At 75.2% G+C, this 24,226-nt stretch carries 22 protein-coding genes and 1 riboswitch; of the genes, 1 reads left to right on the top strand and 21 read right to left on the bottom strand.

Annotated features, from left to right (window positions below; genetic code table 11):
* Positions 1–44 precede the first annotated feature (44 nt).
* From CCO02nite_RS00955 to CCO02nite_RS00910, 10 genes are all read right to left on the bottom strand, one after another.
* Complete coding sequence (locus tag CCO02nite_RS00955) at positions 45–818, bottom strand: polyprenol monophosphomannose synthase (protein ID WP_146841108.1); 774 nt, start codon at positions 816–818, stop codon at positions 45–47.
* Positions 815–2,377: an apolipoprotein N-acyltransferase gene (gene lnt, locus CCO02nite_RS00950; protein ID WP_146841106.1), complete on the bottom strand. Its 1,563-nt coding sequence runs from the start codon at positions 2,375–2,377 to the stop codon at positions 815–817. Before lnt ends, CCO02nite_RS00955 begins: the two co-directional genes overlap by 4 nt.
* A 416-nt stretch (positions 2,378–2,793) precedes the next feature.
* On the bottom strand, positions 2,794–4,434 hold the full coding sequence (locus CCO02nite_RS00945; protein ID WP_146841104.1) for an amidohydrolase: 1,641 nt from the start codon (positions 4,432–4,434) through the stop codon (positions 2,794–2,796).
* A gap of 29 nt (positions 4,435–4,463) precedes the next feature.
* Positions 4,464–7,331, bottom strand: a complete 2,868-nt coding sequence (locus CCO02nite_RS00940; protein WP_246117248.1) for a DEAD/DEAH box helicase — start codon at positions 7,329–7,331, stop codon at positions 4,464–4,466.
* Positions 7,332–7,424: 93 nt separating this feature from the next.
* On the bottom strand, positions 7,425–8,351 hold the full coding sequence (locus CCO02nite_RS00935) for a diacylglycerol/lipid kinase family protein (protein WP_146841100.1): 927 nt from the start codon (positions 8,349–8,351) through the stop codon (positions 7,425–7,427).
* Entirely contained in the window at positions 8,348–9,172 is an 825-nt protein-coding gene (gene tatC / locus CCO02nite_RS00930; protein ID WP_307724020.1) for a twin-arginine translocase subunit TatC, read from the bottom strand. Before tatC ends, CCO02nite_RS00935 begins: the two co-directional genes overlap by 4 nt.
* A 5-nt stretch (positions 9,173–9,177) precedes the next feature.
* The gene (gene tatA / locus CCO02nite_RS00925; RefSeq protein ID WP_222593106.1) at positions 9,178–9,483 is read right to left on the bottom strand and encodes a Sec-independent protein translocase subunit TatA; all 306 of its coding nucleotides are present in this window, start codon (positions 9,481–9,483) and stop codon (positions 9,178–9,180) included.
* 92 nt (positions 9,484–9,575) lie between these two features.
* Positions 9,576–9,899, bottom strand: a complete 324-nt coding sequence (locus CCO02nite_RS00920; protein ID WP_246117247.1) for a hypothetical protein — start codon at positions 9,897–9,899, stop codon at positions 9,576–9,578.
* Complete coding sequence (locus CCO02nite_RS00915) at positions 9,896–10,879, bottom strand: helix-turn-helix transcriptional regulator (RefSeq protein ID WP_146841098.1); 984 nt, start codon at positions 10,877–10,879, stop codon at positions 9,896–9,898. The genes CCO02nite_RS00920 and CCO02nite_RS00915 overlap by 4 nt, the downstream gene beginning before the upstream one ends.
* Positions 10,872–11,945, bottom strand: a complete 1,074-nt coding sequence (locus CCO02nite_RS00910; protein WP_146841096.1) for a helix-turn-helix transcriptional regulator — start codon at positions 11,943–11,945, stop codon at positions 10,872–10,874. Before CCO02nite_RS00910 ends, CCO02nite_RS00915 begins: the two co-directional genes overlap by 8 nt.
* Before the next feature lie 33 nt (positions 11,946–11,978).
* On the opposite strand from CCO02nite_RS00910, the gene CCO02nite_RS00905 reads away from it, so the two are divergent.
* Positions 11,979–13,115, top strand: coding sequence for a DUF3866 family protein (locus tag CCO02nite_RS00905; RefSeq protein WP_146841094.1), 1,137 nt, complete (start codon positions 11,979–11,981; stop codon positions 13,113–13,115).
* A 4-nt stretch (positions 13,116–13,119) separates the two neighbouring features.
* On the opposite strand, the gene CCO02nite_RS00900 is transcribed toward CCO02nite_RS00905, so the two are convergent.
* The 11 genes from CCO02nite_RS00900 to CCO02nite_RS00850 all read right to left on the bottom strand — a co-directional run bounded on the left by CCO02nite_RS00900 (position 13,120) and on the right by CCO02nite_RS00850 (position 24,187).
* On the bottom strand, positions 13,120–13,539 hold the full coding sequence (locus tag CCO02nite_RS00900) for a PH domain-containing protein (RefSeq protein WP_146841451.1): 420 nt from the start codon (positions 13,537–13,539) through the stop codon (positions 13,120–13,122).
* Positions 13,540–13,559: 20 nt separating this feature from the next.
* On the bottom strand, positions 13,560–14,408 hold the full coding sequence (gene hisG / locus CCO02nite_RS00895; protein WP_146841093.1) for an ATP phosphoribosyltransferase: 849 nt from the start codon (positions 14,406–14,408) through the stop codon (positions 13,560–13,562).
* A 42-nt stretch (positions 14,409–14,450) separates the two neighbouring features.
* On the bottom strand, positions 14,451–14,714 hold the full coding sequence (locus tag CCO02nite_RS00890) for a phosphoribosyl-ATP diphosphatase (RefSeq protein ID WP_146841092.1): 264 nt from the start codon (positions 14,712–14,714) through the stop codon (positions 14,451–14,453).
* Between the two features lie 130 nt (positions 14,715–14,844).
* Positions 14,845–15,318: a 6,7-dimethyl-8-ribityllumazine synthase gene (gene ribH, locus CCO02nite_RS00885; protein WP_146841090.1), complete on the bottom strand. Its 474-nt coding sequence runs from the start codon at positions 15,316–15,318 to the stop codon at positions 14,845–14,847.
* Complete coding sequence (gene ribB, locus CCO02nite_RS00880) at positions 15,315–16,682, bottom strand: 3,4-dihydroxy-2-butanone-4-phosphate synthase (RefSeq protein WP_146841089.1); 1,368 nt, start codon at positions 16,680–16,682, stop codon at positions 15,315–15,317. Before ribB ends, ribH begins: the two co-directional genes overlap by 4 nt.
* Positions 16,679–17,275 (bottom strand): riboflavin synthase, encoded by a 597-nt coding sequence (locus CCO02nite_RS00875; RefSeq protein ID WP_146841087.1) that lies wholly within the window; start codon positions 17,273–17,275, stop codon positions 16,679–16,681. Before CCO02nite_RS00875 ends, ribB begins: the two co-directional genes overlap by 4 nt.
* Before the next feature lies 1 nt (position 17,276).
* Entirely contained in the window at positions 17,277–18,332 is a 1,056-nt protein-coding gene (gene ribD / locus CCO02nite_RS00870) for a bifunctional diaminohydroxyphosphoribosylaminopyrimidine deaminase/5-amino-6-(5-phosphoribosylamino)uracil reductase RibD (RefSeq protein ID WP_246117246.1), read from the bottom strand.
* Positions 18,333–18,413: 81 nt separating this feature from the next.
* Positions 18,414–18,549, bottom strand: a riboswitch (FMN riboswitch).
* Between the two features lie 120 nt (positions 18,550–18,669).
* A complete protein-coding gene (rpe, locus tag CCO02nite_RS00865; protein WP_146841085.1) occupies positions 18,670–19,332 on the bottom strand; it encodes a ribulose-phosphate 3-epimerase in 663 nt (220 codons plus the stop codon).
* 120 nt (positions 19,333–19,452) lie between these two features.
* Positions 19,453–21,033, bottom strand: a complete 1,581-nt coding sequence (locus CCO02nite_RS00860) for an RsmB/NOP family class I SAM-dependent RNA methyltransferase (protein WP_146841083.1) — start codon at positions 21,031–21,033, stop codon at positions 19,453–19,455.
* Complete coding sequence (gene fmt, locus CCO02nite_RS00855) at positions 21,030–21,980, bottom strand: methionyl-tRNA formyltransferase (protein WP_146841081.1); 951 nt, start codon at positions 21,978–21,980, stop codon at positions 21,030–21,032. The genes CCO02nite_RS00860 and fmt overlap by 4 nt, the downstream gene beginning before the upstream one ends.
* Positions 21,981–22,066: 86 nt before the next feature.
* Positions 22,067–24,187, bottom strand: coding sequence for a primosomal protein N' (locus CCO02nite_RS00850; protein ID WP_246117245.1), 2,121 nt, complete (start codon positions 24,185–24,187; stop codon positions 22,067–22,069).
* Between the last annotated feature and the right edge of the window lie 39 nt (positions 24,188–24,226).

The following is a 24,226-nucleotide window of genomic DNA, read 5'->3' as shown; positions in this document are numbered from 1 at the left end:
ACCCGATGCTCAGGAACGACGTCTGAGCATCGGCACAGCCGGCGTCACGCGCCGACGTGCTCCTTCTTCCGGAACGCTCCCGCCACCCGGCGGGAGCGTTCTGCTATGCCCCACCGGGTCACGTTGACCAGCGCCTCGAACACGATGTCGCGGCTCATCTTCGAGACGCCCAGCTCGCGCTCGACGAACGTGATCGGCACCTCGACGACGCGGGCACCCTGCTGGACGGACCGCCACGCCATGTCGACCTGGAAGCAGTACCCGCGTGAGGAGACCTCGCCGAGGGGCAGCGCGCGCAGCAGCTCGGCACGGTAGGCGCGGAAGCCGCCGGTCGCGTCATGCACGGGGATACCGAGCATCAGACGCGTGTAGGTGTTGGCGCCGCGCGAGAGCACCTCGCGGTTCTTCGCCCAGTTCTCGACGCGTCCACCGGGGATCCAGCGCGAGCCCAGCACGAGGTCGGCGTCGTCGATCGCGGCCAGCAGCCGCGTGAGGTCCTGAGCACGGTGCGAGCCGTCCGCGTCCATCTCGACGACGACGTCGTACCCGCGCTCGAGCGCCCACCGGAAGCCCGCGACGTAGGCCGTCCCGAGCCCGAGCTTGCCCTCGCGGTGCAGCACCGAGATCGTGCGACCGGAGTCGGTCGCGGCCTCGTCGGCGGCGATCTTCTCGACGAGCGCACCCGTGCCGTCGGGCGAACCATCGTCGACCACCAGCACGTCGACGTCCGGCGTGTGCTGGGCGAGGCGGGCGAGTGCGACCGGGATCGACTCGCGCTCGTTGTAGGTGGGGACGACGACCAGCGTCCGCTCGCTCACGCGCCGACCTCCCGCGCGTCGGCACGCCGCCGCGAGGCACCGACCGCACCCGCGACGACGGCGCACACCGCCAGCGCCTCGGCGATCCACGCGGGCCAGCCGCCGAGCCGGGCGGCGGGGGTCAACGAGGTGCGCAACGGCAGGGTGGTGACCATCTGGTCCGCGGTGAACAGCTCGGTGGACTGCGTGACGACCCCGTTCGGCTCGATCACGGCGCTCACGCCGACGGTCGAGATCTGGACCGTCGCCCGGCCGTGCTCGATGGCACGCACACGCGACATCGCGAGCTGTTGCGTCGACTCGTCGGACCAGCCGAACGTCGCGTTGTTGGTCTGCACCACCAGCACCTCTCCGCCCGCACGCACCGTGTCGCGCACCAGCCCGTCGTAAGCCACCTCGAAGCAGATCACGTCGCCGATGCCGACCGTCCGCCCGAGGCGCGGTGAGTCCAGCGGCACGTACCCCGGCGAGTCCCCCGGAAGCATGTCACGGGTGACGCGGTCCACGGCCGACGAGAAGCGGCGCGCGATCGAACGCATCGGGATGTACTCGGCGAACGGCGCCGGGTGCTGCTTGGTGTACGTCGCCACGACGCCCACACCGGGCTCCCAGAGCACCGCGGTGTTGTACCGACCGCCCGTGGGCGGGTACTGCACGGTTCCGACGAGCAGCGGCGCGCCGACGGCCACCGCGGCGTCGTCGATGAGCCGGGCGGCCTCCTCGTCGACCTGCGGGTCGATGTCGGTGCCGTTCTCCGGCCACAGCACGAGGTCGAGGTCGCCCTGGTCCACCTGGTCCAGCAGCGCGTAGGTGCCGTCGATGTGGTTCTGCAGCACCTGCTCACGCTCGCCGAAAGCGTCGAGCCCCTGCCCGGGGACGTTGCCCTGGACCGCGCCGACGTGCAGCGACCCGGCCTGCGCGCTCGTGGGCAGCGGCACCAGCAGCCCGGCCAGCACCGCGACCAGGGCGACGAGCGCCGCGACGCTCGCCGCGAGCACCTGCGCGCGTCGCACGGTCACGACGACGCGCGCCAGGAGCACTCCGACCGCGCACACCAGCGCGCTGACCAGCGGGACCCCGCCCCAGGCGGCGAACGGGACGATCGGTGAGTCGGCCTGCGAGAACGCGAGCCGACCCCACGGGAAGCCGCCGAACGGCCACGCCGAACGCACCTCCTCGACCGCGACCCACAGGAGTGTGAACGTGAGCAGCTGCCACCAGGCCGAGCGCCACACCCCCGTGCCGCGGCGTGCCCACGTCCAGGCGACCGCGAAGCCGGCGACGTAGCCGGCCTCCGTGATCGAGAGCGCGAGCCAGGGCACGGGTCCGACGGCCTCGTCCGCCCAGGTGATCAGCAGCGGGAAGAAGGCCAGGCCCCACACGAGCCCGACGAGCGCGTTCCAGCGGGCGCTGTCGCGACGGAGCGCGAGGTACAGGAGCGCGATCCCGACGAAGGAGGTGGCCCACCAACCCGGCTCGGGGAACGCCAGCCGCGTCGCGATCCCGCCCGCTGCCGCCAGCACGAGCGTCCACCAGCGGGACGGTTGGACGGGGCTCACCGGGCAAGAGTAGGCGAGGAATCTGCGCAGGTGGTGGGCCGACCGACCGGCCCGCGTGTCCTTCGTACCGGACGGCCGCCGGGGCGGACCGACCGTTGTCTACTGAACACGCGGGCCCGGTCGGAGCCCATGGATCCGCCACCCCGAGCGACGCCCGGATCGGGTTGATCGACCTCGTCGTCGTCGTCCCGTGGCAGTGGGTCAGTGGGAAACCTATCGAACCCACGGGGCGTGTCAAGCGCGCGTCTACGCAGGTCAGGGCACTTCCTGCAGGTCATCTAGGTGAACAGCAGGCGGACATCACGCATCGGCACGGCGTGTCGCCCCGCGTGTCGCGGAAGCGATCTCCTTCAGGGTGCATCGCGAGGGCCGATCCGCGCGCGGGGTGCTCGCGAAGATCACCCGGACGGCCCACATCACCCGAGGGTGTCGAAGATCGTGACGCCCGCCCGGACGGTCCGCAGGCAGCTCGGCGGCGGCTCGTCGCCGCCGAGCAGGGGCAGCAACGGTGTCCCCGCCTGTGCGTCGGGGTTCCACGCCGACAGGCGGCCGTCGGGTGCCTGGACCGCGAGGTGGTCCGCGCGCCAGACCGCCAGGTGCGCGGGCGCCCCGACCCGCAGGTCGCCCGTCCCCCAGTGCTCGGGACCCGCGAGCCGCCAGCCGCCGCGCGTCGCGGCGCGGAAGGCCGCCCGCGCCGAGATCCGCTGCTCGGTGGCGTGGTGCTCGACCGCTGCGCGCACGCCCGCCCACGGGTCGACGGGCGTCACCGGGGCATCGGAACCGAACGCGAGCGGCACTCCCGCACCCGCCAGGTCCGCGAACGGGTTGAGCGTCGCCGCGCGTCCCGCGCCGAGCCGGTGGGAGTACATGCCGTCCGGCCCACCCCACGCGGCGTCGAAGGCGGGTTGCACGCTGAGGGTCACGCCCAGCAGGAGCAGCGTCGCGAGGGCCGGCGCGTCGACCATCTCGGCGTGCTCCAGCCGGATGCCGGTGCGCGCGAGCGCGGGCACGCCCTCGACGTCGCAGGCCGCGCGCAGCCCGAGCAGCACCTCGTCCATCGCACGGTCGCCGATGACGTGGAAGCCCGACTGCAGCCCGGCGCGCGAGGCTGCCGTGACGTGGTTCGTGATGCGCTCTGCGCTCAGGTACAGGCTTCCGGACCCGGCGGAGGCGTCGGAGTACGGCGCACGCAGGGCGGCCGTGCGCGAGCCCAGCGACCCGTCGACGTTGAGGTCTCCCCCGAGCCCGGTGAGCCCGGGGACAGCCGCCAGGATCTCTCGCGCGTCGTCGACCGTGACGCACACCTCACCCCGGTACGCGACCAGGTGCGGCAGCGCACTGCCCGGCTCCCCCGTGAGCTCGAGCAGCTCGACGAGGCCGGCGCGCGTGTCGATCCCCGGCGCGGAGTGCTCGTGGACGGAGACGACCCCCCGCGCAGCGGCGTGCTCCAGCGCCGCGCGGTACAGCCGCGTGCGCGTCGCGGGGGTCAGGTCGCGCACCGCGTCGCGCGCGCCGTGGTGCGCATCGCGCACGACGAGGCCGTCGTCGCGCCACCCCTCGAGCGCGGGCAGGCCGGCGCGTTCGGCGAGCGCGCTCGAGACGACCGCGGAGTGGATGTCGGCCCTCGCGAGGTACACCGGGGCGCCGCCCGCGGCGGCGTCGAGCTCGGTCCGGGACGGCGGGCGACCCTCGGGCCAGTCGCCCTCGTCCCACCCGAAGCCCAGCAGCGGCTCCTCGCGCCGGTCGCCGGGCCGCCCGGCCGCGGCACGGCGCACCGCGTCGAGCGCGTCCGCGAGCGTCCGGACGCCGCCCGAGGCCCCGAGGTCGATGCTCTCGAGCGAGAGCCCCGTCTCGAGGACGTGCACGTGCGCGTCGACGAAGCCCGGCGCGACGAGCGCGCCGTCCAGGTCGATCACCTCGTCGGCCCGGGCGGCGAACCCGTCGGCCGTGTCGTCGGCGCCCAGCCAGGCCACGACGCCGTCCTCGACGAGAACAGCCTCCGCGAAGGGGTCGGCGGGCGAGTGCACGACGCCGCCTCGGTACAGGGTGGAGCTCACAGCCGCACGATAGGGCAGGTCGCCGACCGCTACACCGACGAGTACGCGACCACGCCCCGGCGGATGGCGTCGATCGCGCGGGACGCGGTCGCCCGCAGGCGTTCCTGCGGTGCCGCCTTGGCGAGCTGGTCGAGCACGTCGATCACCTGCTTGCACCACCGCACGAAGTCGCCGGCCGTCAGGTCCGATCCGCGCAGGACCACGTCCAGGCTGCGACCGGCCGCCCAGCGGTGCACCGCCTCGACCAGGCCCTCGTCGAGCGGGACGATCGTCTCGAGCCGGTGCACGCCCTCGAGGTCGTCGAGCTCCGACCACGCCCGCAGCGTCCCTTCCAGCGCGAGGCCGAGCCGCCCGTGCGGTCCCCCGGGCACCCGAGCCTCGGTCTCGTCGTCGCGGCGCGAACGGTAGACGACGGTCGAGACGGCCGCCGCAAGGCCGGGCGCGTCGAGCTCGTCCCACACGCCCCGACGCAGGCACTCCGCGAGCAGCAGGTCGTTCTCCGCGTACAGGCGGCGCAGCCAACGGCCCTCGTCGGTCACGCGCAGCACGCCGTCGGTCTCGACGAGGTAGCCCAGCTCGACGAGCACGTCGCACGTGCGGTCGAAGACCACGGAGATCGAGCCCGTGCGGCCCGTGATGCGCTGCACCAGGCTCTCGTGCTCGGCGCGCAGCCGTTCCCAGCGCTCGGCCCAGCGCGCGTGCTCGTCGCGTTCGGGGCACTGGTGGCACGGGTGCGCCCGCAGTCGCCGTCGCAGCGCCTGCACGTGCTCGTCGTCCTCCTGCGCGCGACGACGAGCTCGCCCGGCGTGCGGCGCGGGGGCGCCGTCGAGCCCTGCGACCAGCGCGCGCAACGCGGCGGCCAGGTCACGACGGGTCGCCGCGACGCGCACGCTGAACCCCGGTGGGACACGCAGCCGCCCGACCCTCCGCACGCCCGGACCGACGTCGGCAGCCGTCAGGCGCCGCACCTCGCGATCGGGTGTGAGCACCGTGGGCTGCGGTCCGTCGAAGCCGCCCGCACCGCCCGGGTCCACCACGACGCCGTACCCCCGGCGCCGGCCGGTCGGGACCTCGACGACGTCGCCGACCTCCAGACCCTCGAGCGAGCGCACCGCGTCGGCGCGGCGTGCACCCGCGGCGGCGCGCGACGAGTCGCGCTCGGCCTGGCCGATCTCGCGTCGGATCTGCGCGTACTGCGCGAAGTCGCCGAGGTGGCACGACATCGCCTGCTCGTACCCTTCGAGCGCCTCGGCGTGCGCCTGGGCCTGCCGTGCGAGGCCGACGACCCCGCGGTCCGCCTGGAACTGCGCGAACGACGTCTCGAGCACCTCACGTGCGCGCTCGCGGCCCACCTGCGCGACGAGGTTGACCGCCATGTTGTACGTCGGGCGAAAGCTCGAGCGCAGCGGGTACAGGCGCCGCGACGCGAGGCCCGCGAGCTGCACCGGGTCCAGGTCGCGGTGCGCGAGCACCACGGCGTGCCCCTCGGTGTCGATGCCGCGCCGGCCCGCGCGGCCCGTGAGCTGCGTGTACTCCCCCGGGGTCACGTCGACGTGGCGGCTGCCGTCCCACTTGACCAGCTTCTCCAGCACCACCGAACGGGCGGGCATGTTGATCCCGAGCGCCAGGGTCTCGGTCGCGAACACGACCTTGACCAGCCCGCGCGAGAACAGGTCCTCGACGGTCTCCTTGAACAGCGGCAGCATGCCCGCGTGGTGGGAGGCGACGCCGCGGCTCAGCGCCTCGACGAGGTCCCAGTAGCCGAGGACGTCCAGGTCCTCGGGCGGCACGGCGGCGCAGCGCTGCTCGACCATCCGGCGGATCTCCGCCTGCTCGGCCGGCGACGTCAGCCGGACCCCGGCGGCCAGGCACTGCTGGACCGCGGACTCGCAGCCGGCCCGCGAGAAGATGAACACGATCGCCGGCAGCAGGCCCTCGCGGTCGAGCACGTCGACCACCGCGAAGCGCGGCGTCGGCCGCCCTCCTCCGCCGCCCGGCCCTCCTCCGCCGCCCGGCCCTCCCCCGGGTCGACCACCGGGGCCGCCCGCCGGCTCACCCGGCCGGCCGGGGCGCCGCCCGCCGCGTCCGCGGTACCCGCGGTCGCCGGGACCCCCCTGGTCCGCGCGGTCACGTCCGAGCAGGCGCCGCAGGTCGGGGTTGATCGGTGGGTCGACGCCGGGGTCGGTCGGGTCCACGTGTCCCGCGTACAGATCGACGAGCTCTCGTTGTACGAGGACGTGCTGGCCCAGCGGCACGGGCCGATGCTCGCTCACGACCACCGTGGTGTCGCCCCGGACCGTCGCCAGCCAGTCGCCGAACTCCTCCGCGTTGGAGACCGTCGCCGACAGCGAGACGAGCTGCACGTCGTCGGGCAGGTGGATGATGACCTCCTCCCAGACCGGTCCCCTGAACCGGTCCGCGAGATAGTGCACCTCGTCCATCACCACGAAACCGAGCCCGACGAGCGTCGGCGAGTCCGCGTACAGCATGTTGCGGAGCACCTCGGTGGTCATCACGACCACGGGCGCCTCGCCGTTGATCGTCGTGTCCCCCGTGAGCAGCCCGACCTGTTCCGGTCCGTACCGGCGCACGAGGTCCGCGTACTTCTGGTTCGAGAGCGCCTTGATCGGCGTGGTGTAGAACGCCTTGCGCCCGGCACCGAGCGCGAGGTGCACCGCGAACTCCCCCACGACGGTCTTGCCGGCGCCCGTCGGCGCCGCGACGAGCACGCCGCTGCCGCGTTCGAGCGCGACGCACGCCTCGACCTGGAAGTCGTCGAGCGGGAAGCCGAGCAGCTCGCGCAGCTCGCCCAACCGGCCCGTGTCCTGCGCCTGCCGACGACGTGAGGCGGCGTACCGCTCGGCCGGTGACGGTTCGGGCTCGGGTCCGCGCCCCACCGGACCGCCCCCGGGCGGGCTCACCGCGGCCGGGGCCGCCGGATCGGGCTGCGACCGCTGGCGATGACGATGGCGGGACGGCACGGGCCCACCCTAGGGCCGGGGTGGCGCCAGCACCTGCAGCGCACCGGCGACCAGCTCGGCGCGCAGCGGCAGGGGGCCGATCCGCTCGCCGTCCGCGAACGCCGGCGGCGGCGTCGCGCCGATCGTCGGGACGGGCTCGATCAGCACCGTGCGCGACCGGCGGATCTGCACCCGCGGGTCGTGCACGTGCCGTCCGCGGTAGATGCCCGGGAAGATGCGGACCACGCCGGGCTTGGTGAACGGTCCTGCGAGCACGACGTCGAGCAGGCCGTCGTCCAGCAGCGCGTCCGGCGCGACGTGCAGCCCGCCGCCGAACCACGGCGCGTTGGCCACCGCGACGAGCGTGCCGGCGGACTCCCACACGTCGTCGTCGAGCGTCACCCGGTACCCGTACGGGCGGAACGAGGTGAGCTCGGCGAGCAGCGCGCGCACGTAGCGCGCCTCGCCGCGCGGCCACCGCAGGCCGTTCGCGCGCGCGTTCACCGCCGCGTCGATGCCACCCGAGAGCACACCGACGTACCACTCGTACGCCTCGACCCCGGGGGGCGCGACCCGCACCGCGTCGACCGCGCGGGGACCGTGGGCGATCGCGTGCTCGAGCACGGCGAGCGCCGCGGCGACGTCGGTGCGCGGCAGCCCGAGTCCGCGCGCGAAGTCGTTCCCCGTCCCGGCCGGCACGATGCCCAGCGGCATCGTCGTGCCCGCGACCACGTTGGCGCCCAGGTGCACCATGCCGTCACCGCCCACGACGACGAGCGCGTCGAGCCCCGCGAGCGTCGCGGCGCGCGCCCGGTCGGTCGCCTGCGCGAGCGTCGGGGCCGAGAGGTCCTCCACGTCGAACCCGGCCGCACGCAGGCGCTGGTGGGCCTCGTGCCCGGCCTGCGTGCCGCGCCCCTTGCCCGCGGTCGGGTTCACGACGAGCCCGATGCGCGTCATGCGGCGACCTCGGGATCGGGTTCGGACGGCCACGAACCGTCGAGCCGCGGCAGACCCGCCGCGTCGCGCTGCCGGTCGACGCGACGGTCGTGCAGCACGCAGATCCCGAGCGCGACGAAGTACAGGACGCAGATCGGCATCGCGAGCACGAACATCGACAGCACGTCGGGTGTCGGCGTCATGACGGCCGAGAAGACGAATGCCGTGAGAACGGCCCACCGCCACCCGCGCGCCCAGGCGCGGGCCCGCACCACCCCGGCGAAGGTGAGCGCGACCATGATCACCGGCAGCACGAACGCGACCGCGAACGCGAGGATGAACCGCATGACGAACGAGAGGTAGGTCTGCGCGTCGATGAGGTTGGTCGCACCCTCCGGCGTGAACTCGGTGAGCACCCGCACCGCGTTGGGCAGCACGAGCGCCGCGAACGCGGCACCCGCCCAGAACAGCGGCAGCGCGGCCGCCACGAAGCTGTACGCGTACCGCCGCTCCTTGCGGGTCAGGCCGGGCGTGATGAACGCCCACAGCTGGTACAACCACCACGGGCTCGACAGCACGACGCCGATGAAGAACGCGACCTTGAACTTCATGTCGACCGCGGTGATCAGGCCCGCGAAGTTGACCGAGACGATGCTGCCGCGCTCCTCGGCCACGCTCAGCAGCGGCTCCTGCAGTGCCGCGAAGACCCGGTCGTAGAGGAACCAGCCGACCGTGGCCCCCGCCACGACACCGAGCGCGGCCAGCACGATCCGGCGGCGCAGCTCGCTCAGGTGCTCGCGCAGCGGCATCCGGCCGTCGGGCGGCCGGGCGGGTCGCGCCACTCGAGTCAGGCCGTCGGCCTGGAGTCGCCCGACGAGGGCGTCGCGGTGTCACCGTCGACCACGGGGTCGACGGGCGTCGTCGCGACCGGCGGCACGACAGGTCCGGCAGGCACGGCAGGTGTGGCGGGCGCGGCGGGCGTCGCCGGTGCGGACGGTGCCGGGTCGTCCTTGATGTCCTTCACCTCGGACTTGAAGATCTTGAGCGACTGCCCGACGCTGCGGGCCGCGTCCGGCAGACGCTTGGAGCCGAACAGCACGATGATCAGGACCAGCAGCGCGATGATCGTGACCGGGTGCTCGAGGATTCTCACGTCGGAACTCCTTGGGGGTGTCGTGCGCAACGGTCGCGCACAGGCGTCGTGCTGATCGTAACGCCCGGCCCGCGGCGGTCGCCGCGACCAGGTCAGGTCCAGTAGACGCGCCAGCCCCGCGCGACCTCGAGCCGGCGTGCCCGGCGCCCCGCACGTTCCGCCCGCAGCTCCTCGCGCCGCGCGCGCAGCGGCTCGGGGTCCGCGAACAGCGTCGGCCCGATGGGCACGCGAGAGGCGGCCGCGATGGCCTGCAGCTCGTCGACGCGCTGCGCGAGCTCCGCGGAGACCTCGGTCGCCCGAGCCAGCTCGCGACCGAGCGCGAGGGCCGAGCGCCACAGCCGCCGAGCCAGGAAGAACGCCCCGACGAGCGTGCCGACGACCAGAACGGTCCACAGCCAGAAGAACACCGTGCTCACCCCCGCCCGGCTTCGGCGTCCGCGAGCGGTCCGTACGCGGCCAGCGCGTCGCGCGCGGTCTGTGCGACGTCGACCGCGAGCCCGGCGGGCCGGACGTCGATCACGACACCGGCGACCTGCGTGAGCAGATGACGCAGCCACGCCGGCGAGACGACCCGCAGATCCACCTCGAACGAGCCGTCCTCGAGGTTGCGCACGTCCTCGACCGGGCTCGACTCGGCGACCCAGCGACCCTGGCTCGCCAGGTGCAGCGTCACCAGCTCGCCGTCCGGCCCCGGTGCGAACCGGTCCGAGCTCTCGCTCAGGGGGTGCAGCTCGGTCGGGACGTCGAGCACCTCGGCCGCGACGATCCGGTCCACGCGGAACAGCCGTTCGCCGTCGGCGGCGCGGCACCAGGCGAGCAGGTAGCCGCGGTCGGCCTCGGCGACCAGACGCACCGGGTCGACGTCCCGCTCGGTCACCGCGTCCGACGCGTCGACGTAGCGCAGGTGCAGCCGGCGGTCGAGTCGCAGCGCACGGGTGAGCGCCGCCGCGACCTCGGGCCGTGCTCCGACGGCGAGCTCCACGTCGACCGCCCCCGCGAGCTCGCCCGTCGCCGCACTGAGCTTGGTCAACGCCGAGCTCACCACCTGCGCGCGCTCGTCGTCGAGGGTGCCCTCGAGCGCCGCCTGCAGCGCGCGCAGCGCGGCGACGAGCGCGAGGCCCTCGCGTGCGCCGAGGCGCAGCGGACGGGTCATGTTCCGCGACTCGGTGAGCCGCACGACGCCCTCCTCGAGCGACGTGACGTCGAAGTCGATGAGGTCGTACGGGAGGTAGCCGGGCGTGCCGGTGAGCCACAGCGTCTCGACGTCGCGCACCACCTGCTGCGGTGTCACGCCGAACTGGCGCGCGAGCTCGTCGACGCGCACGCCCTCGTGCCGGGCCAGGTAGGCCACCATCCCGAGCAGCCGCAGCACCCGGTCGCTCGCGCGCTCAGCCACGGGACACCTCCTGCTCGTCGGAGGGCTCCTCGTCGGACGGCTGCTCGTCGGACGGCTGCTCGTCGAGGCGGGCCGCCGTGCGTAGCAGCGCGATCGCGTGCTCGCGCGCGTCGGGCGGGTCGAGCACCAGGACCGCGTCCCCGTACCCGACGACCTCCTCGGCGAGCTCCCAACCCGCACGGAACGTCACGTGCACCACGTCGCGCCCGACGAGCAGCGGCGCGAACGCCGGATCGCCGTGCAGCTCGGCGGCGTCGGCGGGAGCGGCCACCGCGCGGGCCCGCAGAGCCCCGGCGCGCTCCGGTGCGACCGCGAGCGTCGCGATGCGCTCGGGGCCGCCGCCCTGCCACTGCGCGCGCGCCCGCTCGAGCTCGTCGGCCGCGGGCGGGCCGAACGCGTCGTCGGGTCCCACCGCTCGGACGGCGCCCTCGATCCGGGACAGCCTGAACGAACGCGCCGCACCACGTGACCGGTCCAGCCCGATGAGCACCCAGCCCCCGCGGCGGCCGAGCAGCTGCCACGGCTCGACGACGCGCTCGCGGACCTCGCCCGTCGCCGCGGCCCGGTACGTGAACCGCACCGCACGGCGCGCCTGAACGGCGTCCAGCAACGGCTCGAGCGCACCGCCACCCGGGCGGACGCGCGGCGCGAGGCCGGGCAGGAGGTCGGTCGCGCCGGCGCCCTGGCCCACGGCCCGCAGCTTGGTCAGCGCACGCGACGTGTCGGTCCGCAGCGCGCGGTCCTGCCAAAGCTGTGCAGCGAGCGCGAGCACGCCCAGCTCGGCGGGCGTGAGCTCGAGCGGTGCGAGCTCGTACGCGTCGAGGTCGACGCGGTAGCCGATGTCGTCGCCGTGCCGCGGGTCGGTCACGGTGACCAACGGGATGCCGAGCTCGCGCAGCGTGTCCTTGTCCCGCTCGAACATCCGCTCGAAGGCTTCGCCGCCGTCGGCCTCGTGGTAGCCGGCCACGGACGTGCGCACCTGCTCCTTGGTCATCCGCCCGGTCGTGTTGACCAGGGCGATGACCAGGTTGAGCAGGCGTTCGGCGGCGTCGATCTCGGAAGGCATCAGGACAACCGTAGTGGCCGGTAGCGTGGAGCGGTGATCACATGGCGTGCGGGTGTCGTCGACGAGGTCGGGGCCGCGTGGGAGGGGGCGCAGGAGCTCGTCGTGGCGCTCGACCACCCGTGGGCGGACCCGGGCCTGCCGGCCCGCGTCAAGGCGCTCGCGTACCCGTTGCTGACCGGCCCGGTCGACAAGGGCTCGCGCGTGCTGCTCAACGTCTCGGCACTGGCCCGTGGGCTCGGCACCGGCGGCTACGCGTTCGTCGTCGGACCGGAGGGTGCAGTCCCGCGCGACACGCAGCGCGGCCCCGGCCACCTCGTGAAGGCGCGCTACACGCCCCTGCAGGCGATGGTCCTCGGCGTGGACGACCAGGAGTCGGAGCACCACGACGTGCTGCGCGACGCGGACGACCTGGGCGGGATGCCCGTCGTCGTCGCCGACCTGCACTCCGCGCTGCCGGCGATCGTCGCCGGCGCGCGCCTCGCCGCGCAACGGACCGGGCGGCCCGCACCGCGCGTGGCCTACGTCATGACCGACGGTGGCGCGCTGCCCGCGTGGTTCTCACGCACGGTCGCCGGTCTGCGCGAGGCGGGCTGGATCTCGACGTGCATCACGGTCGGGCAGGCGTTCGGCGGCGATCTCGAGGCCGTCTCGGTGCACACCGGTCTGCTCGCGGCCCGGTTGGTCGACGGGGCCGACCTCGCGGTCGTCGCACAGGGTCCGGGCAACCTCGGGACGGGCACGCGCTGGGGGTTCTCGGGCATCGCGGCCGGGGACGCGGTGAACGCCGTCGCCACGCTCGGCGGGCGTCCCGTCGCGTCGTTGCGCGTCTCGGGTGCCGACCCACGCGGACGCCACCGCGGCGTCTCGCACCACTCGCTGACGGCCTACGGGCGGGTCGCGCTCGTGCCCGCGGACGTCGTCGTGCCCGTCCCCGACCTGGGCGACAACGCACTCTCCGAGCTGGGGCGGCACGTCCGCGACCAGGTCAAGGAACTGGTCGCGCCGGCCGGCCGGCACCGTCTCGTCGAGCTGCGGGTCGACGACGAGCTCCGGGCCGCGCTCGCGGCCTCGCCGGTGCGGCTGTCCACGATGGGCCGCAGCCTCGAGCAGGACCCGCTCGCCTTCCTCGCCGCGGGCGCCGCCGGGGTGCACGCCGAGCACCTGGTGTAGCTGCTCAGTCGTCGCGTTCGGTGCTCGACATCGCGGCGACGAGCGTCGCGAGCCGGCGCGCCTCACCCTGCGCGTACTCGCCGTCGGCGCGTTGGATCCCCATGACGGCCAGCGTGTCCCCGTTCGCGAGGTCGAGCTGCACCCAGGGCCGGTCGCCGAAGCTCACCGCGACCACCTGGGCCCAGGTCAGCCGGGTCGTCACGACGAGGTTGCGGACCGTGAGGCCGTCCTCGTCGGGTACTGCCCGCACGCTCGCCTGACGCCAGCAGAACCACACGATGAGCAGCCCGAACACGACGAAGCTCGCCCGGTCGAACCCCGTCAGCCCGCCCATCAGCACGACGAGCGCACCCGCGGCGACCAGCACCACCGCGGCCAGACCCAGCGCAACGTTGCGCGCGAGCCGTGGCCGGAACGGGGTCATGTCCACGTGTGGTCCGCGTGCTACAGCCGGCAGGCGTGGATCGAGGTCACGAGGATCGCGCGCGCGCCCAGGTCGTACAGCGCGTCCATGACGCGGTTGGTCTCCTCGCGGCGCACCATCGCGCGCACCGCGGCCCATTCGTTGTTGTGCAGCGCAGAGACGGTCGGCGACTCGAGACCGGGCGTGATCGCGACGGCCTGCTCCACCAGCGACGTCGGCACGTCGTAGTCGAGGAGCACGTACTGCCTGGCGGTGAGCACGCCCTGCAGCCGGCGGGTCAGCACGTCGAGCCCGGCCGGCACGTCGACGTCGGACCGCCGCACGAGCACGGCCTCGGAACGCAGCAGCGGCTCGCCGAAGATCTCGAGCCCCGCGGCGCGCAGCGTCGTGCCCGTCTCCACGACGTCCGCGATCACGTCCGCGACGCCGAGCCGGATCGCGGTCTCGACCGCGCCGTCGAGGCGGACGACCGCCGACGGCGTGATGCCGCGCTCGCGCAGGTGCGTCTCGACGAGCACCGGGTAGGACGTCGCGACGCGCTGGCCGTCGACCTGCGCGAGGTCGGTCATCGTGCCCGCGGTCGTCGCGAACCGGAAGGTGGACCGTGCGAACCCGAGCGGCAGGTGCTCGGTCGCGGGCGACGACGAGTCGAGCAGCAGGTCCCGGCCCGTGATGCCGACGTCGACCGTGCCCGCACCGACGTACACCGCGATGTCGCGGGGGCGCAGGAAGAAGAACTCGGCGTCGTTGTCCGGGTCCGGCAGCACCAGCTCGCGCGCGTCGCGGCGCTGGCGGTATCCCGCCTCGCGGAGCAGGTCGGTGGCCGGCTCGGAGAGCGAGCCCTTGTTCGGGACGGCGATGCGCAGCACGGGAATCCTGTCGGGTCTGAAGGCTGGGGGTTCGGCGGCCGGTCAGAGGTGGCGGTAGACGTCCTCGAGCGTGAGCCCGCGCGCGATCATCAGCACCTGCACGTGGTAGAGCAGCTGCGAGATCTCCTCCGCCGCGCGCTCGTCGCCCTCGTGCTCGGCGGCCATCCAGGCCTCCGACGCCTCCTCGACGACCTTCTTGCCGATGAAGTGGACGCCGGCGTCGAGCTCGGCCACCGTGCCCGAGCCGTCCGGGCGCTCGAGCGCCTTCGTCGAGAGCTCGGCGAACAGCGTGTCAAAGGTCTTCACGTCGGCCAAGACTAGACGCAGGCGCACGCACGCTTCGCGGCGGCCCGTCCACTGGGACGCGCGTCATGGGGCCGGCCGGGCCTGGCCGGCCCCGGTCGGACCCCGCCGGGCCCGACCGGGCACCCGTGCGTCACTCGCGCAGCGGCCGCAGGGCGACGACGGTGGCGACGGCGGCCTGGGCAGCCTCGTAGCCCTTGTCCTCGATCGAGCCCGGCAGGCCGGCACGGTCCAGCGCCTGCTGCTCGTCGTCGCAGGTCAGGACCCCGAACCCGACCGGCACACCGGTGCTGGTCGCGACGTCGGTCAGCCCCGTCGTCGCACCCGAGCAGACGTAGTCGAAGTGCGGCGTCCCCCCGCGGATGACGACCCCCAGCGCCACCACGGCGTCGGCACCGCCGCGCGCGGCGACCGCGGCGCCGACGGGAAGCTCGAACGTGCCCGGGACGCGCACCAGGGTGACGTCCTGCACGTGCGCGTCGGCGAGCGCCCGGCGCGCACCGTCGACGAGTCCGTCCATCACGACGGTGTGCCAGCTCGCGGCGACGACGACGACGCGCAGGCCGGTCCCGTCGACGGTCAGGGTGGGTGCTCCGGCGCCGCTCATGCGAGGTCCTCCAGTGGTTCGAACGCGTGGTCGTGGGTGTCGGCGCCGGGGACGGTCGGTGCGGCGCGCACCGGGGCGACCGCGATCGCCGGGGCCACCGCGTCGATGTCGCCGTCGAGGTGCAGGTCATGGCCCATCGAGGTCGCCTTGGTGCGCAGGTAGGCCTCGTTGTGCGGCGTGCGGCCGACCTCGAGGTTGCGTACCTCCGCGACCTCGATGCCGTGCGCGCGCAGCCCCGCGACCTTGGCGGGGTTGTTGGTCAGCAGCGTCACGCGCTCGATGCCGAGGTCCGCCAGTATCGCGGCCGCGGCGCCGTACTCGCGCCGGTCCGCGGGCCAGCCGAGGTCGAGGTTCGCCTCGACGGTGTCGCGGCCCTCGTCCTGCAGCGCGTACGCCGCGACCTTGGCCAGCAGCCCGATCCCCCGGCCCTCGTGACCGCGCAGGTAGACGACCGCACCGCCCTGCTCCGCGGCCAGCCGCATCGCCGCCTCGAGCTGCGGCCCGCAGTCGCACCGCGCGGAGCTGAACGCGTCGCCGGTCAGGCACTCGGAGTGCACGCGCACCGCGGGCGTCGCCGCGAGCCCCCGCGTCGGCACGAGCGCGACGTGCTCGTCGCCCGTGCGCAGGTCGCGGTAGCCGTGGATGCGGAACTCGCCGTGCCGCGTCGGCAGGTACGCGGTGTGGGTCGCGTGCACGCGCGCCCTGGAGGCGCCGTCCGTGACCTGCTCGGCGCCCTCGACGGTGTCGCCGTGCTCGCGGCGCCAGGCGACCAGGTCCTCGATCGTCAGGAGCACGAGCCCCTCGTCGGCCGCGAGCCGAGCGGCGTCGTCGAGCCGCATCATCGTGCCGTCGTCGTGCACCAGCTCGCCGATCGCGCCGACGGGCGCCAGGCCCGCGAGGCGGCACAGGTCGACCGCGGCCTCCGTGTGGCCGGCGCGGTGCAGCACGCCGCCGGGCACCGCCCGCAGCGGCAGCACGTGGCCCGGACGGATCAGGTCCCCCCGGCCGCTCGCCGGGTCGGCCAGCACCCGGATCGTCCGGGCACGGTCCGCGGCCGAGATGCCGGTCGTGACGCCCGTGGCCGCGTCCACGGTCACCGTGTAGGCGGTGCGGCGCGGGTCCTGGCTGTGCGGGACCATGAGCGGCAGGTCGAGCGCATCGGCGCGCGCGGCCGGCATCGGCGCGCACAGGTAGCCCGACGAGTGCCGGATCGTCCACGCGACCCACTCGGTCGTCGCCGACTGCGCCGCGAGGATGACGTCGGCCTCGTTCTCGCGGTCCGGCGAGTCCGCGACGAGCACGGGCCGCCCCGCGCGCAGCGCGTCGAGCGCCTCCTCGACCGTCCCGAGCACGATCTCGCTCATGCGCGCACCCCCAGCAGCCGCTCCGCGTACTTGGCCAGCACGTCCACCTCGAGGTTGACCGCATCGCCCACGACGAGCGTGCCCAGCGTGGTCGCCGCCAGGGTCGTCGGGATCAACGAGACGCCGAACGACTCGTCGGACACGTGCGTGACCGTCAGGGAGATGCCGGACACCGCGATGGACCCCTTCTCCGCGACGTAACGCGCGAGCTCGGGCGGCAACGCGATCTCCACGTCGTCCCACCGCTCCCCCGGAGTGCGGCTCACGATCCGGCCCACGCCGTCGACGTGACCCTGCACGACGTGACCGCCGTAGCGCCCGCCGACGGGTAGCGCGCGTTCGAGGTTGACCGGTCGCCCGGTCGTCACCCCGCGCAGCGCGCTGCGTCGCAGCGTCTCGGGCATGACGTCGGCCGTGAATGTCCCGTCGCCGGGCAGCGCCGTGACGGTCAGGCACACGCCGTCGACCGCGATGGAGTCACCCGCTCGCGCGTCGGAGGTGACGAGCGGACCGCGCACGAGCAGCCGCGAGTCGGGACCGTGGTCCTCGACGGCGACGACGGTGCCGATCTCCTCGATGATGCCGGTGAACACGTCAGGCCTCCTGATGGGGCGGGGTGGGAACGGGGGTCGGGACGGCGACGACGAGCACGTCGGGGCCGAGGGGTTGCACGCTCGTCGGGACCAGGCGCAGCGCGTCCGCGATGCCGGCGATGCCGAGGTCGCCGATCGCGGTGGGACCCGCGCCGAGCAGCACGGGCGCGACGTAGGCATGGACCTCGTCGACGAGACCCGCGCGCAGGAACGCCGTCGCGAGCGTCGGGCCGCCCTCGACGAGCACATGGCGCACCTCGCGCTCGACCAGAGCGGCAAGGACGTCGGCCGGGTCGTGGCTGCGCACCTGCACCAGGTCGCCCCCCGGTCCGCGCAGCCGCGCGCCCGCGGGAACCTCCCGGTGCCCGACGACGACGCGCAGCGGCTGGTGCGCCGAGAGCTCGCCGGAGGCGGTGCGGGCCGACAGCGACGGGTCGTCACGCAGTGCGGTGCCCGTGCCGACGACGATCGCGCCGACCTGGCCGCGCAGCTCGTGCGCGTGGCGCCGGGCCATCTCCCCCGTGATCCAGCGGCTCGAGCCGTCGGATGCGGCCACCCGGCCGTCGAGGCTGGCCGCGATCTTGAGCGTGACGAACGGGCGGTCGCGCTCGACGGCCGGCAACCAGGCGCCGAGCAGCGCACGGCCCTCGTCGGCCAGGACGTCCGTGACGACCTGCACCCCTTGGTTGCGCAGGCGCTCAGCGCCGCCCGCGGCGAGCGGGTTCGGGTCCGTCACGGCGACGACGACGCGCGCGACGCCCGCCGCGAGCAAGGCGGCCGTGCACGGTCCGGTGCGGCCGGTGTGGTCGCACGGCTCGAGGGTGACGACCGCGGTCGATCCTCGCGTGGACGTCCTGCGCTGCGCGGCGTCCGCGAGGGCGGCGACCTCGGCGTGCGGGGTACCCGCGCCCCGGTGCCAGCCCTCGCCGATCGTCTCGCCGTCGGCGCCGAGCAGGACGCAGCCGACGCGCGGGTTGGGCCCGTGGTGCGGGCCGCGCCGGGCCAGGTCGAGCGCGCGGCGCATCGCCGCGACCTCGTGGGCGCTCACCGTGCTCATGTGCCACCTCCCCAGCCGTCGTCGGCTCCGGGGGTCGGCGGCAGGCACGCTCCGCCCACAGCGCACGTCAGACGTGCGCCGCCACGTACTTCCTCCCATCCGGACTTTCACCGTCGGTCCTGGAGTTCCACCAGGTCAACCGTCCGGTCCCGAAGGACCGTGCGGGTCGCGGACTGTCACCGCCGGCTCGGAATTGCACCGACCCCGGAGCACGTGTGTGTTGTTGCTCGCGACGCCTCGCGGCGTCGTTCGCGTCAACGATCATGCCACAACAAGGATTCCGGCAGCCGTGCCGGTCCGGTCAGTGATCGGCGGTCAGGCCGACGTCAGGCCGACTTCAGGCCCAGGTCAGCGTCGCGAGGTCGCGCAGCGCGGCGATCTCGGCCGCGATGTCGTCGGCCCCGTAGACCGCGGAACCCGCGACGAACACGTCGGCGCCCGCCTGCGCGACCCGAGCGATCGTCGCGCGCGAGATCCCGCCGTCGACCTGCAGCCACGTCCCCGTGCCGGCCGCGTCGATCGCGGCCCGCGTGCGGGCGATCTTCGGCAGCATCCCCTCGATGAACGACTGCCCGCCGAAGCCGGGCTCGACGGTCATCACGAGGATCATGTCGAGCTCCGTGAGCAGGTCGAGGAACGGCTCGACCGGCGAGGCCGGCCGCAGCGCCAACCCCGCGCGCACGCCCATCTCGCGCAGCTCGCGCGCCAGGCGCACGGGTGCCTGCGTCGCCTCGGCGTGGAACGTCACCGACGCCGCGCCGGCCCGCGCGTACTCGGGCGCCCAGCGGTCGGCGTCGTCGATCATCAGGTGCACGTCGACCGGGACGGGCGAGACCTCCGCGATGCGCTGCACCACGGGCAGCCCGAGCGTGAGGTTCGGCACGAAGTGGTTGTCCATGACGTCGACGTGCACGAGGTCGGCGCCCGCGATCCGCTGCAGGTCGCGCTCGAGGTTGGCGAAGTCGGCGGACAGGATGCTGGGGCTGATCAGGGCGGGCACGCGGCCAGACTAGCCAGCCCGGGGCCGCCCGCGCCCGACCTGTACCGCCCGCCCTGTGCCGCCTGTCCTGAGCCGTCCGTCCTGAGCCGTCCGTCCTGAGCCGCCCGCCCGGCGGCCCGCTCAGAGCCGGCGCAGCAGGGTCAGGTGCATCGCGTCGGTGCCGTGCACGTGCGGCCACAGCTGCACGTCCGGACGCTCGGGCAGGTCGAGCGGGCCCGCGGCGACACCCCGCACGACCGCGCGTGCGTCGAGGACCTCCACGGCCAGGCCCGCGCGGCCGGCCGCCTTCACGGCATCCGTGACGACGAGGCGGGTCTCGGCCAGGTGCGGCGAGCACGTCACGTACGCGACGACGCCGCCCGGCCGCACGGCCCGCAGCGCCGATCCCAGCAGCTCGCGCTGCAGCACGCCGAGCGTCGCGAGGTCGGCGGGCGTGCGGCGCCAGCGCGACTCCGGCCGGCGCCGCAGCGCGCCCAGCCCGGTGCACGGCGCATCGACCAGCACGCGGTCGTAGGCGCCCGGCTCCTCGTCCCCGAGCGTCCGCCCGTCTCCCGTGCGGACCTGTTCGACGGCGCCGTCCGGCGCGGCGCGCAACGCCTGCTCGACCAGCCGCGCCCGGTGCGGCTGCACCTCGTTGGCCACCAGCCGCGCACCCTGGCGACCGGCGAGCGCCGCGAGCAGTCCCGCCTTGCCGCCCGGCCCCGCGCACAGGTCGAGCCACCGCTCGTCGGGGCCGTCCAGCGGCGCGGCCGCAAGCGCGAGCGTGACGAGCTGGGAACCCTCGTCCTGCACCGCCGCCGCGCCCGAGCGCACCGCCGGGAGCCGGCCCGGGTCGCCGCCGCGCAGCACGACCGCGTCCGGCGCCACCGCCCCCGCAGTCGCCTCGTCGCCCGCCTCGGCCAGCAGGTCGGCGCCCTCCACCAGGCCCGGCCGCGCGACGAGCGTCACGCGCGGGGCCTCGTTGTCGGCCGCGAGCAGCGCGGCGACCTCGTCGGCGCCGCGACCGTGCCCGACGAGCGACTCCCGCAGTGCGCGGACCACCCATGCGGGATGGCTCTGCGTGACCGCGAGACGCGCGACCGGGTCGGAGTCTCCCGGGTCGGCCGCGTCGCCGATCGTCGTGAGCCAGGTCCCGAGGTCCCGCTCGGCGACGCGGCGCAGCACCGCGTTGACGAACTGCGACGCGCCGGCGCCGGCCCGCGCGCGCGCGAGGCCGACGGTCTCGGAGACCGCCGCGTGCGCCGGGACCCGCATGCCGAGCAGCTGGTGCGCGCCCAGGCGCAGCAGGTCGAGCACCGGCGGGTCGATGCTCGCGAGCTCGCGCGCCGCCGCCTGCTCGACGATCGCGTCGTACCGCCCGCGCAGCCGAAGCGTCCCGTAGGCGAGCTCGGTCGCGAACGCCGCGTCCCGGCCCTCGATGCGCCGCTCGCGCAGCAGCGGCGGCAGGACGAGGTTCGCGTACGAGTCGCCCTCGTCGACCGCCCGCAGCACGTCGTACGCCGCCGAACGTGCCGCGTCGCCGTGCCGGGACCGCTGCGACGGCGCCTGCGCCGAACGCTGCACCCGTCCGGCGGCGCGTGCGGCGCCGCGCTCGCGGCCGCGCTCGTCGCGTCGGTCGTCGCGTCGGTCGTCGGACCCCGACCGCCCGCCCGACGACGCACCCGACGAGTCCCCCGACGAACGGGGCCGGTCGCCGCTCATGCGTTCACCTGCGCCTGCGCGCCGAGCCGGGTCCCGTCGGCAGGCCGCGCACCGCGCGCCCAGTCCGCGGCGGGCATCGACCGCTTGCCGGCCGGGACGACGTCGCCGAGGCGGACCGCATGCGTCGCGGTCCCGACGAGCACGTCGCGACGCCCGACGCGCAGCTCACCGGGTGCCAGGTCGTCGACCTCGGGCGCGAGCGCGACCGGGCCCAGGCCCAGCCGCGACCCGTCGGGCAGCGTGGTCCACGCCCCCGGCGCGGGGGTGCACCCGCGCACGCGCCGGTCGACGGCAGCCGCGGGGTGCGACCAGCGCACGCGCGCGTCGTCGACCTCGAGCTTGGGCGCCAGGCTCACGCCGTCGGGTGGTTGCGGTACGGGACTGAGCGCGCCGTCCTCGAGCGCGTCGAGCGTGCGCACGAGCAGCTCGGCGCCCGCCACGGCGAGCCGCCCCAACAGGTCGCCCGCGGTGTCGCGCGGCCGGATCGTCTCGGTGAGCATCCCGAGCACCGGACCCGTGTCGAGTCCCTCCTCGAGCAGGAACGTCGTCGCACCCGTCACCTCGTCGCCCGCGATCACGGCGTGCTGCACGGGTGCGGCGCCGCGCCAGGCCGGCAGGACCGAGAAGTGCAGGTTGACCCAGCCGTGGCGTGGCACGGCCAGGAGCGCCGGCGGGACGAGCGCGCCGTACGCGACGACCGGCGCCGCGTCCACGTCGAGCGCGCGCAGGTCGTCGTCGAACGCACCTCCCCGCAGCGAGTCGGGCGTGAACACGGGGATGCCGTGCTCGAGCGCGACCTCCTTGACCGGGCTCGGGGCGAGCGAGCGCCCGCGGCCCTGCCGTGCGTCGGGCCGGGTCAGCACGCCGACGACGTCGTGCCGTGACGCGAGCAGCGCCTCCAGCGCGGGTACGGCGGGCGCGGGCGTACCGGCGAACAGGAGGCGCATGCCGCGATTCTAGGCGTGCGGCCGCGCAGCGCCCCGCCGGGACCGTCGTCGACGCGGCCGTGGCAGCGGCGGTGGGGACGATGCCGTCAGCGCAGGTCCTGGGGGTCGAGCTGCACGGTCAGGGTGCCGCCCTCCCGGCGTGCGCTGCGCACCGCGAGCGAGGCAGCCAGCGCGCGTGCGAGCACCGTCCCACCTGCACGCGGCACGCGCAGCACGGTGCGCACGTCGGGCGTCAGGTCCCCGGTACCGGGCACGGGCACCGGACCGAGCACCTCCAGGTCCGGGACGGTGACGCGTTCGACGACGGCGAGCACCGCCTCGCGCGAACCCTGCACCGCGGCGAGGCGGACCGCGGGTGGCAGCCCGAGCGTCCCGCGTTCGGCGAGCTCACGGCTCGCGAGCCCGACGGGGTCCCAGCGCACGAGCGCCTGCGTCGCACGCTCCTCGGCGTCCCCGACGAGCAGGACCACACCGCCGTCCGACGCGGGCCGCACGAGCGCCGCGGCCCCGAGCCAGCGCCGCAACGCATCGGGCAGCACCCCGAGCGACGAGCCCGCGGTGGCGACCGCGGCGTCCAGCAGCACGGCCGCGGCGTAGCCCGCGGGCGTCACCGGCTCGGCCCCGACGGTCGCCACGACGACCGCGGGCCGGTCCGGGACCTCGGCCAGCACGCCACCCGTGGCCCGACCCGAGACCCGCACCGTGATGCCGGGGAACGCCCGCCCGAGCTCCTCGGCCGTGCGCTGCGATCCGATCCGTACGGAGCGCAGCGTCGCGCCGCCGCACTCGGTGCAGCGCCAGTCGGCGGCAAGTCGCCCGCACCAGCCGCAGGTCGGCGTCCCGTCGGCCTTGGCGAGTCCGAGCGGGCCGTGGCACGTGCCGCAGCGGGCCGCCGCACGGCACCGACCGCACGCGACCGCCGGTACGTAGCCGGCGCGCGGCACCTGCACGAGCACGGGGCCGTCGGCGAGCCGTTCGCGGATGGCGCGCCACGCCGGGGTCGGCAGACGTGCCGCCGCGGCGGGGCCCTCCCGCGCGAGCTCGGTGGTCGTGAGGGCGCGCACCCGCGCGGTCCGGGCCCGCACCTGCCGCCGGTCCGCCGCGACCTCGTGCGCCCACCCGTGCTCGACGAGCGCCTGCGCCTCGACCGTGCGCGCGAACCCGCCCACCAGGAACGCGCAGCGCTCGAGCTCCGAGCGCAGCGCGAGCACCTCACGCGTGTGCGGGTACGGCGCTCGCGGTTCGGCGTGCAGCGGGTCGCCGTCGTCCCAGCACACGACGAGCCCGAGGTCCGCGACGGGGGCGAACGCCGACGCCCGCGTCCCCACGACGACGCTCGCGTGCCCGCGCAGCGCCGCGAGGAACGCCCGGTAGCGCGCGGCGGGCCCCTCGTCGGCCGTCAGCCGGACCGCTCCCCCGCTCGTGCCGGGCGTCCAGCGCGGCACGCCCGCCGCCGCCAGCGCCGCGAGCACACGGTCCACGTCACGCGCGTCCGGCAGCACGACGAGCGCGCCGCGGGCACCCAGGCGCGCGGCGACCACCGCCTGCGCGATCGCGTCGGGCCAGCCCCGCCCCGGTTCGCCCGGCAGCGCGGTCCACACCGCGCGCGGCGCCCCGCCCGCGGTCACATGCGTCAGGAACGCCGGCCCGCCCCGGTGGTCGGCCCAGGCGCTCGCCGCGGGGGCCGGCACGGGTTCGGGCGCACGCTCGTCGGAGCTCGGCACCTCGCCCTCGACGCGCGCGTGCCGCGGCGGCACCGCGAGGCGCAGCACGTCGGCCAGGGTGCCCGCCCACCGGTCCGCGGTCGCCCGGGCCAGGCGTGCGACCTGCGGTGTCACGACCGGCAGCCCGTCCACGACGCGCCGCAGCGGCACGAGCTCGCCGTCGTGCTCCGCCTCCGTCACGCGTTCGAGCACGTACGCGTCGACGTCCTGGCGTCCGAACCGCACCTTGACGCGCACGCCCGGGAGCGCCTGGTCCGCGAGTGCGGCGGGGACCGCGTACTCGAACGGGTGGTCCAGGTGCGGCGGCGGCAGGTCGATGCACACCCGCGCGACCGGGAGCTCCGTTGCGAGCACGACGCCCTCGGCACGCGTCCGCCGCCGGCGGCGGACCGTCGGCAGGCCCTCGAGGGTCAGCTGCTCGCCGCGGGCACCGGCATCGCTGCGCCGCGCATCCGTGGGCGGCAGGGCCGACTCTCCAGGCACGCGCCTATCTCACCACCCGCGGCCGACGCGCAGGACCGG

The sequence above is a fragment of the Cellulomonas composti genome (assembly GCF_007990245.1).
Lineage (GTDB): Bacteria > Actinomycetota > Actinomycetes > Actinomycetales > Cellulomonadaceae > Cellulomonas > Cellulomonas composti.
Note: the sequence above shows the minus strand (reverse complement) of the source record. Positions and strands in the feature narration are given on the sequence as shown.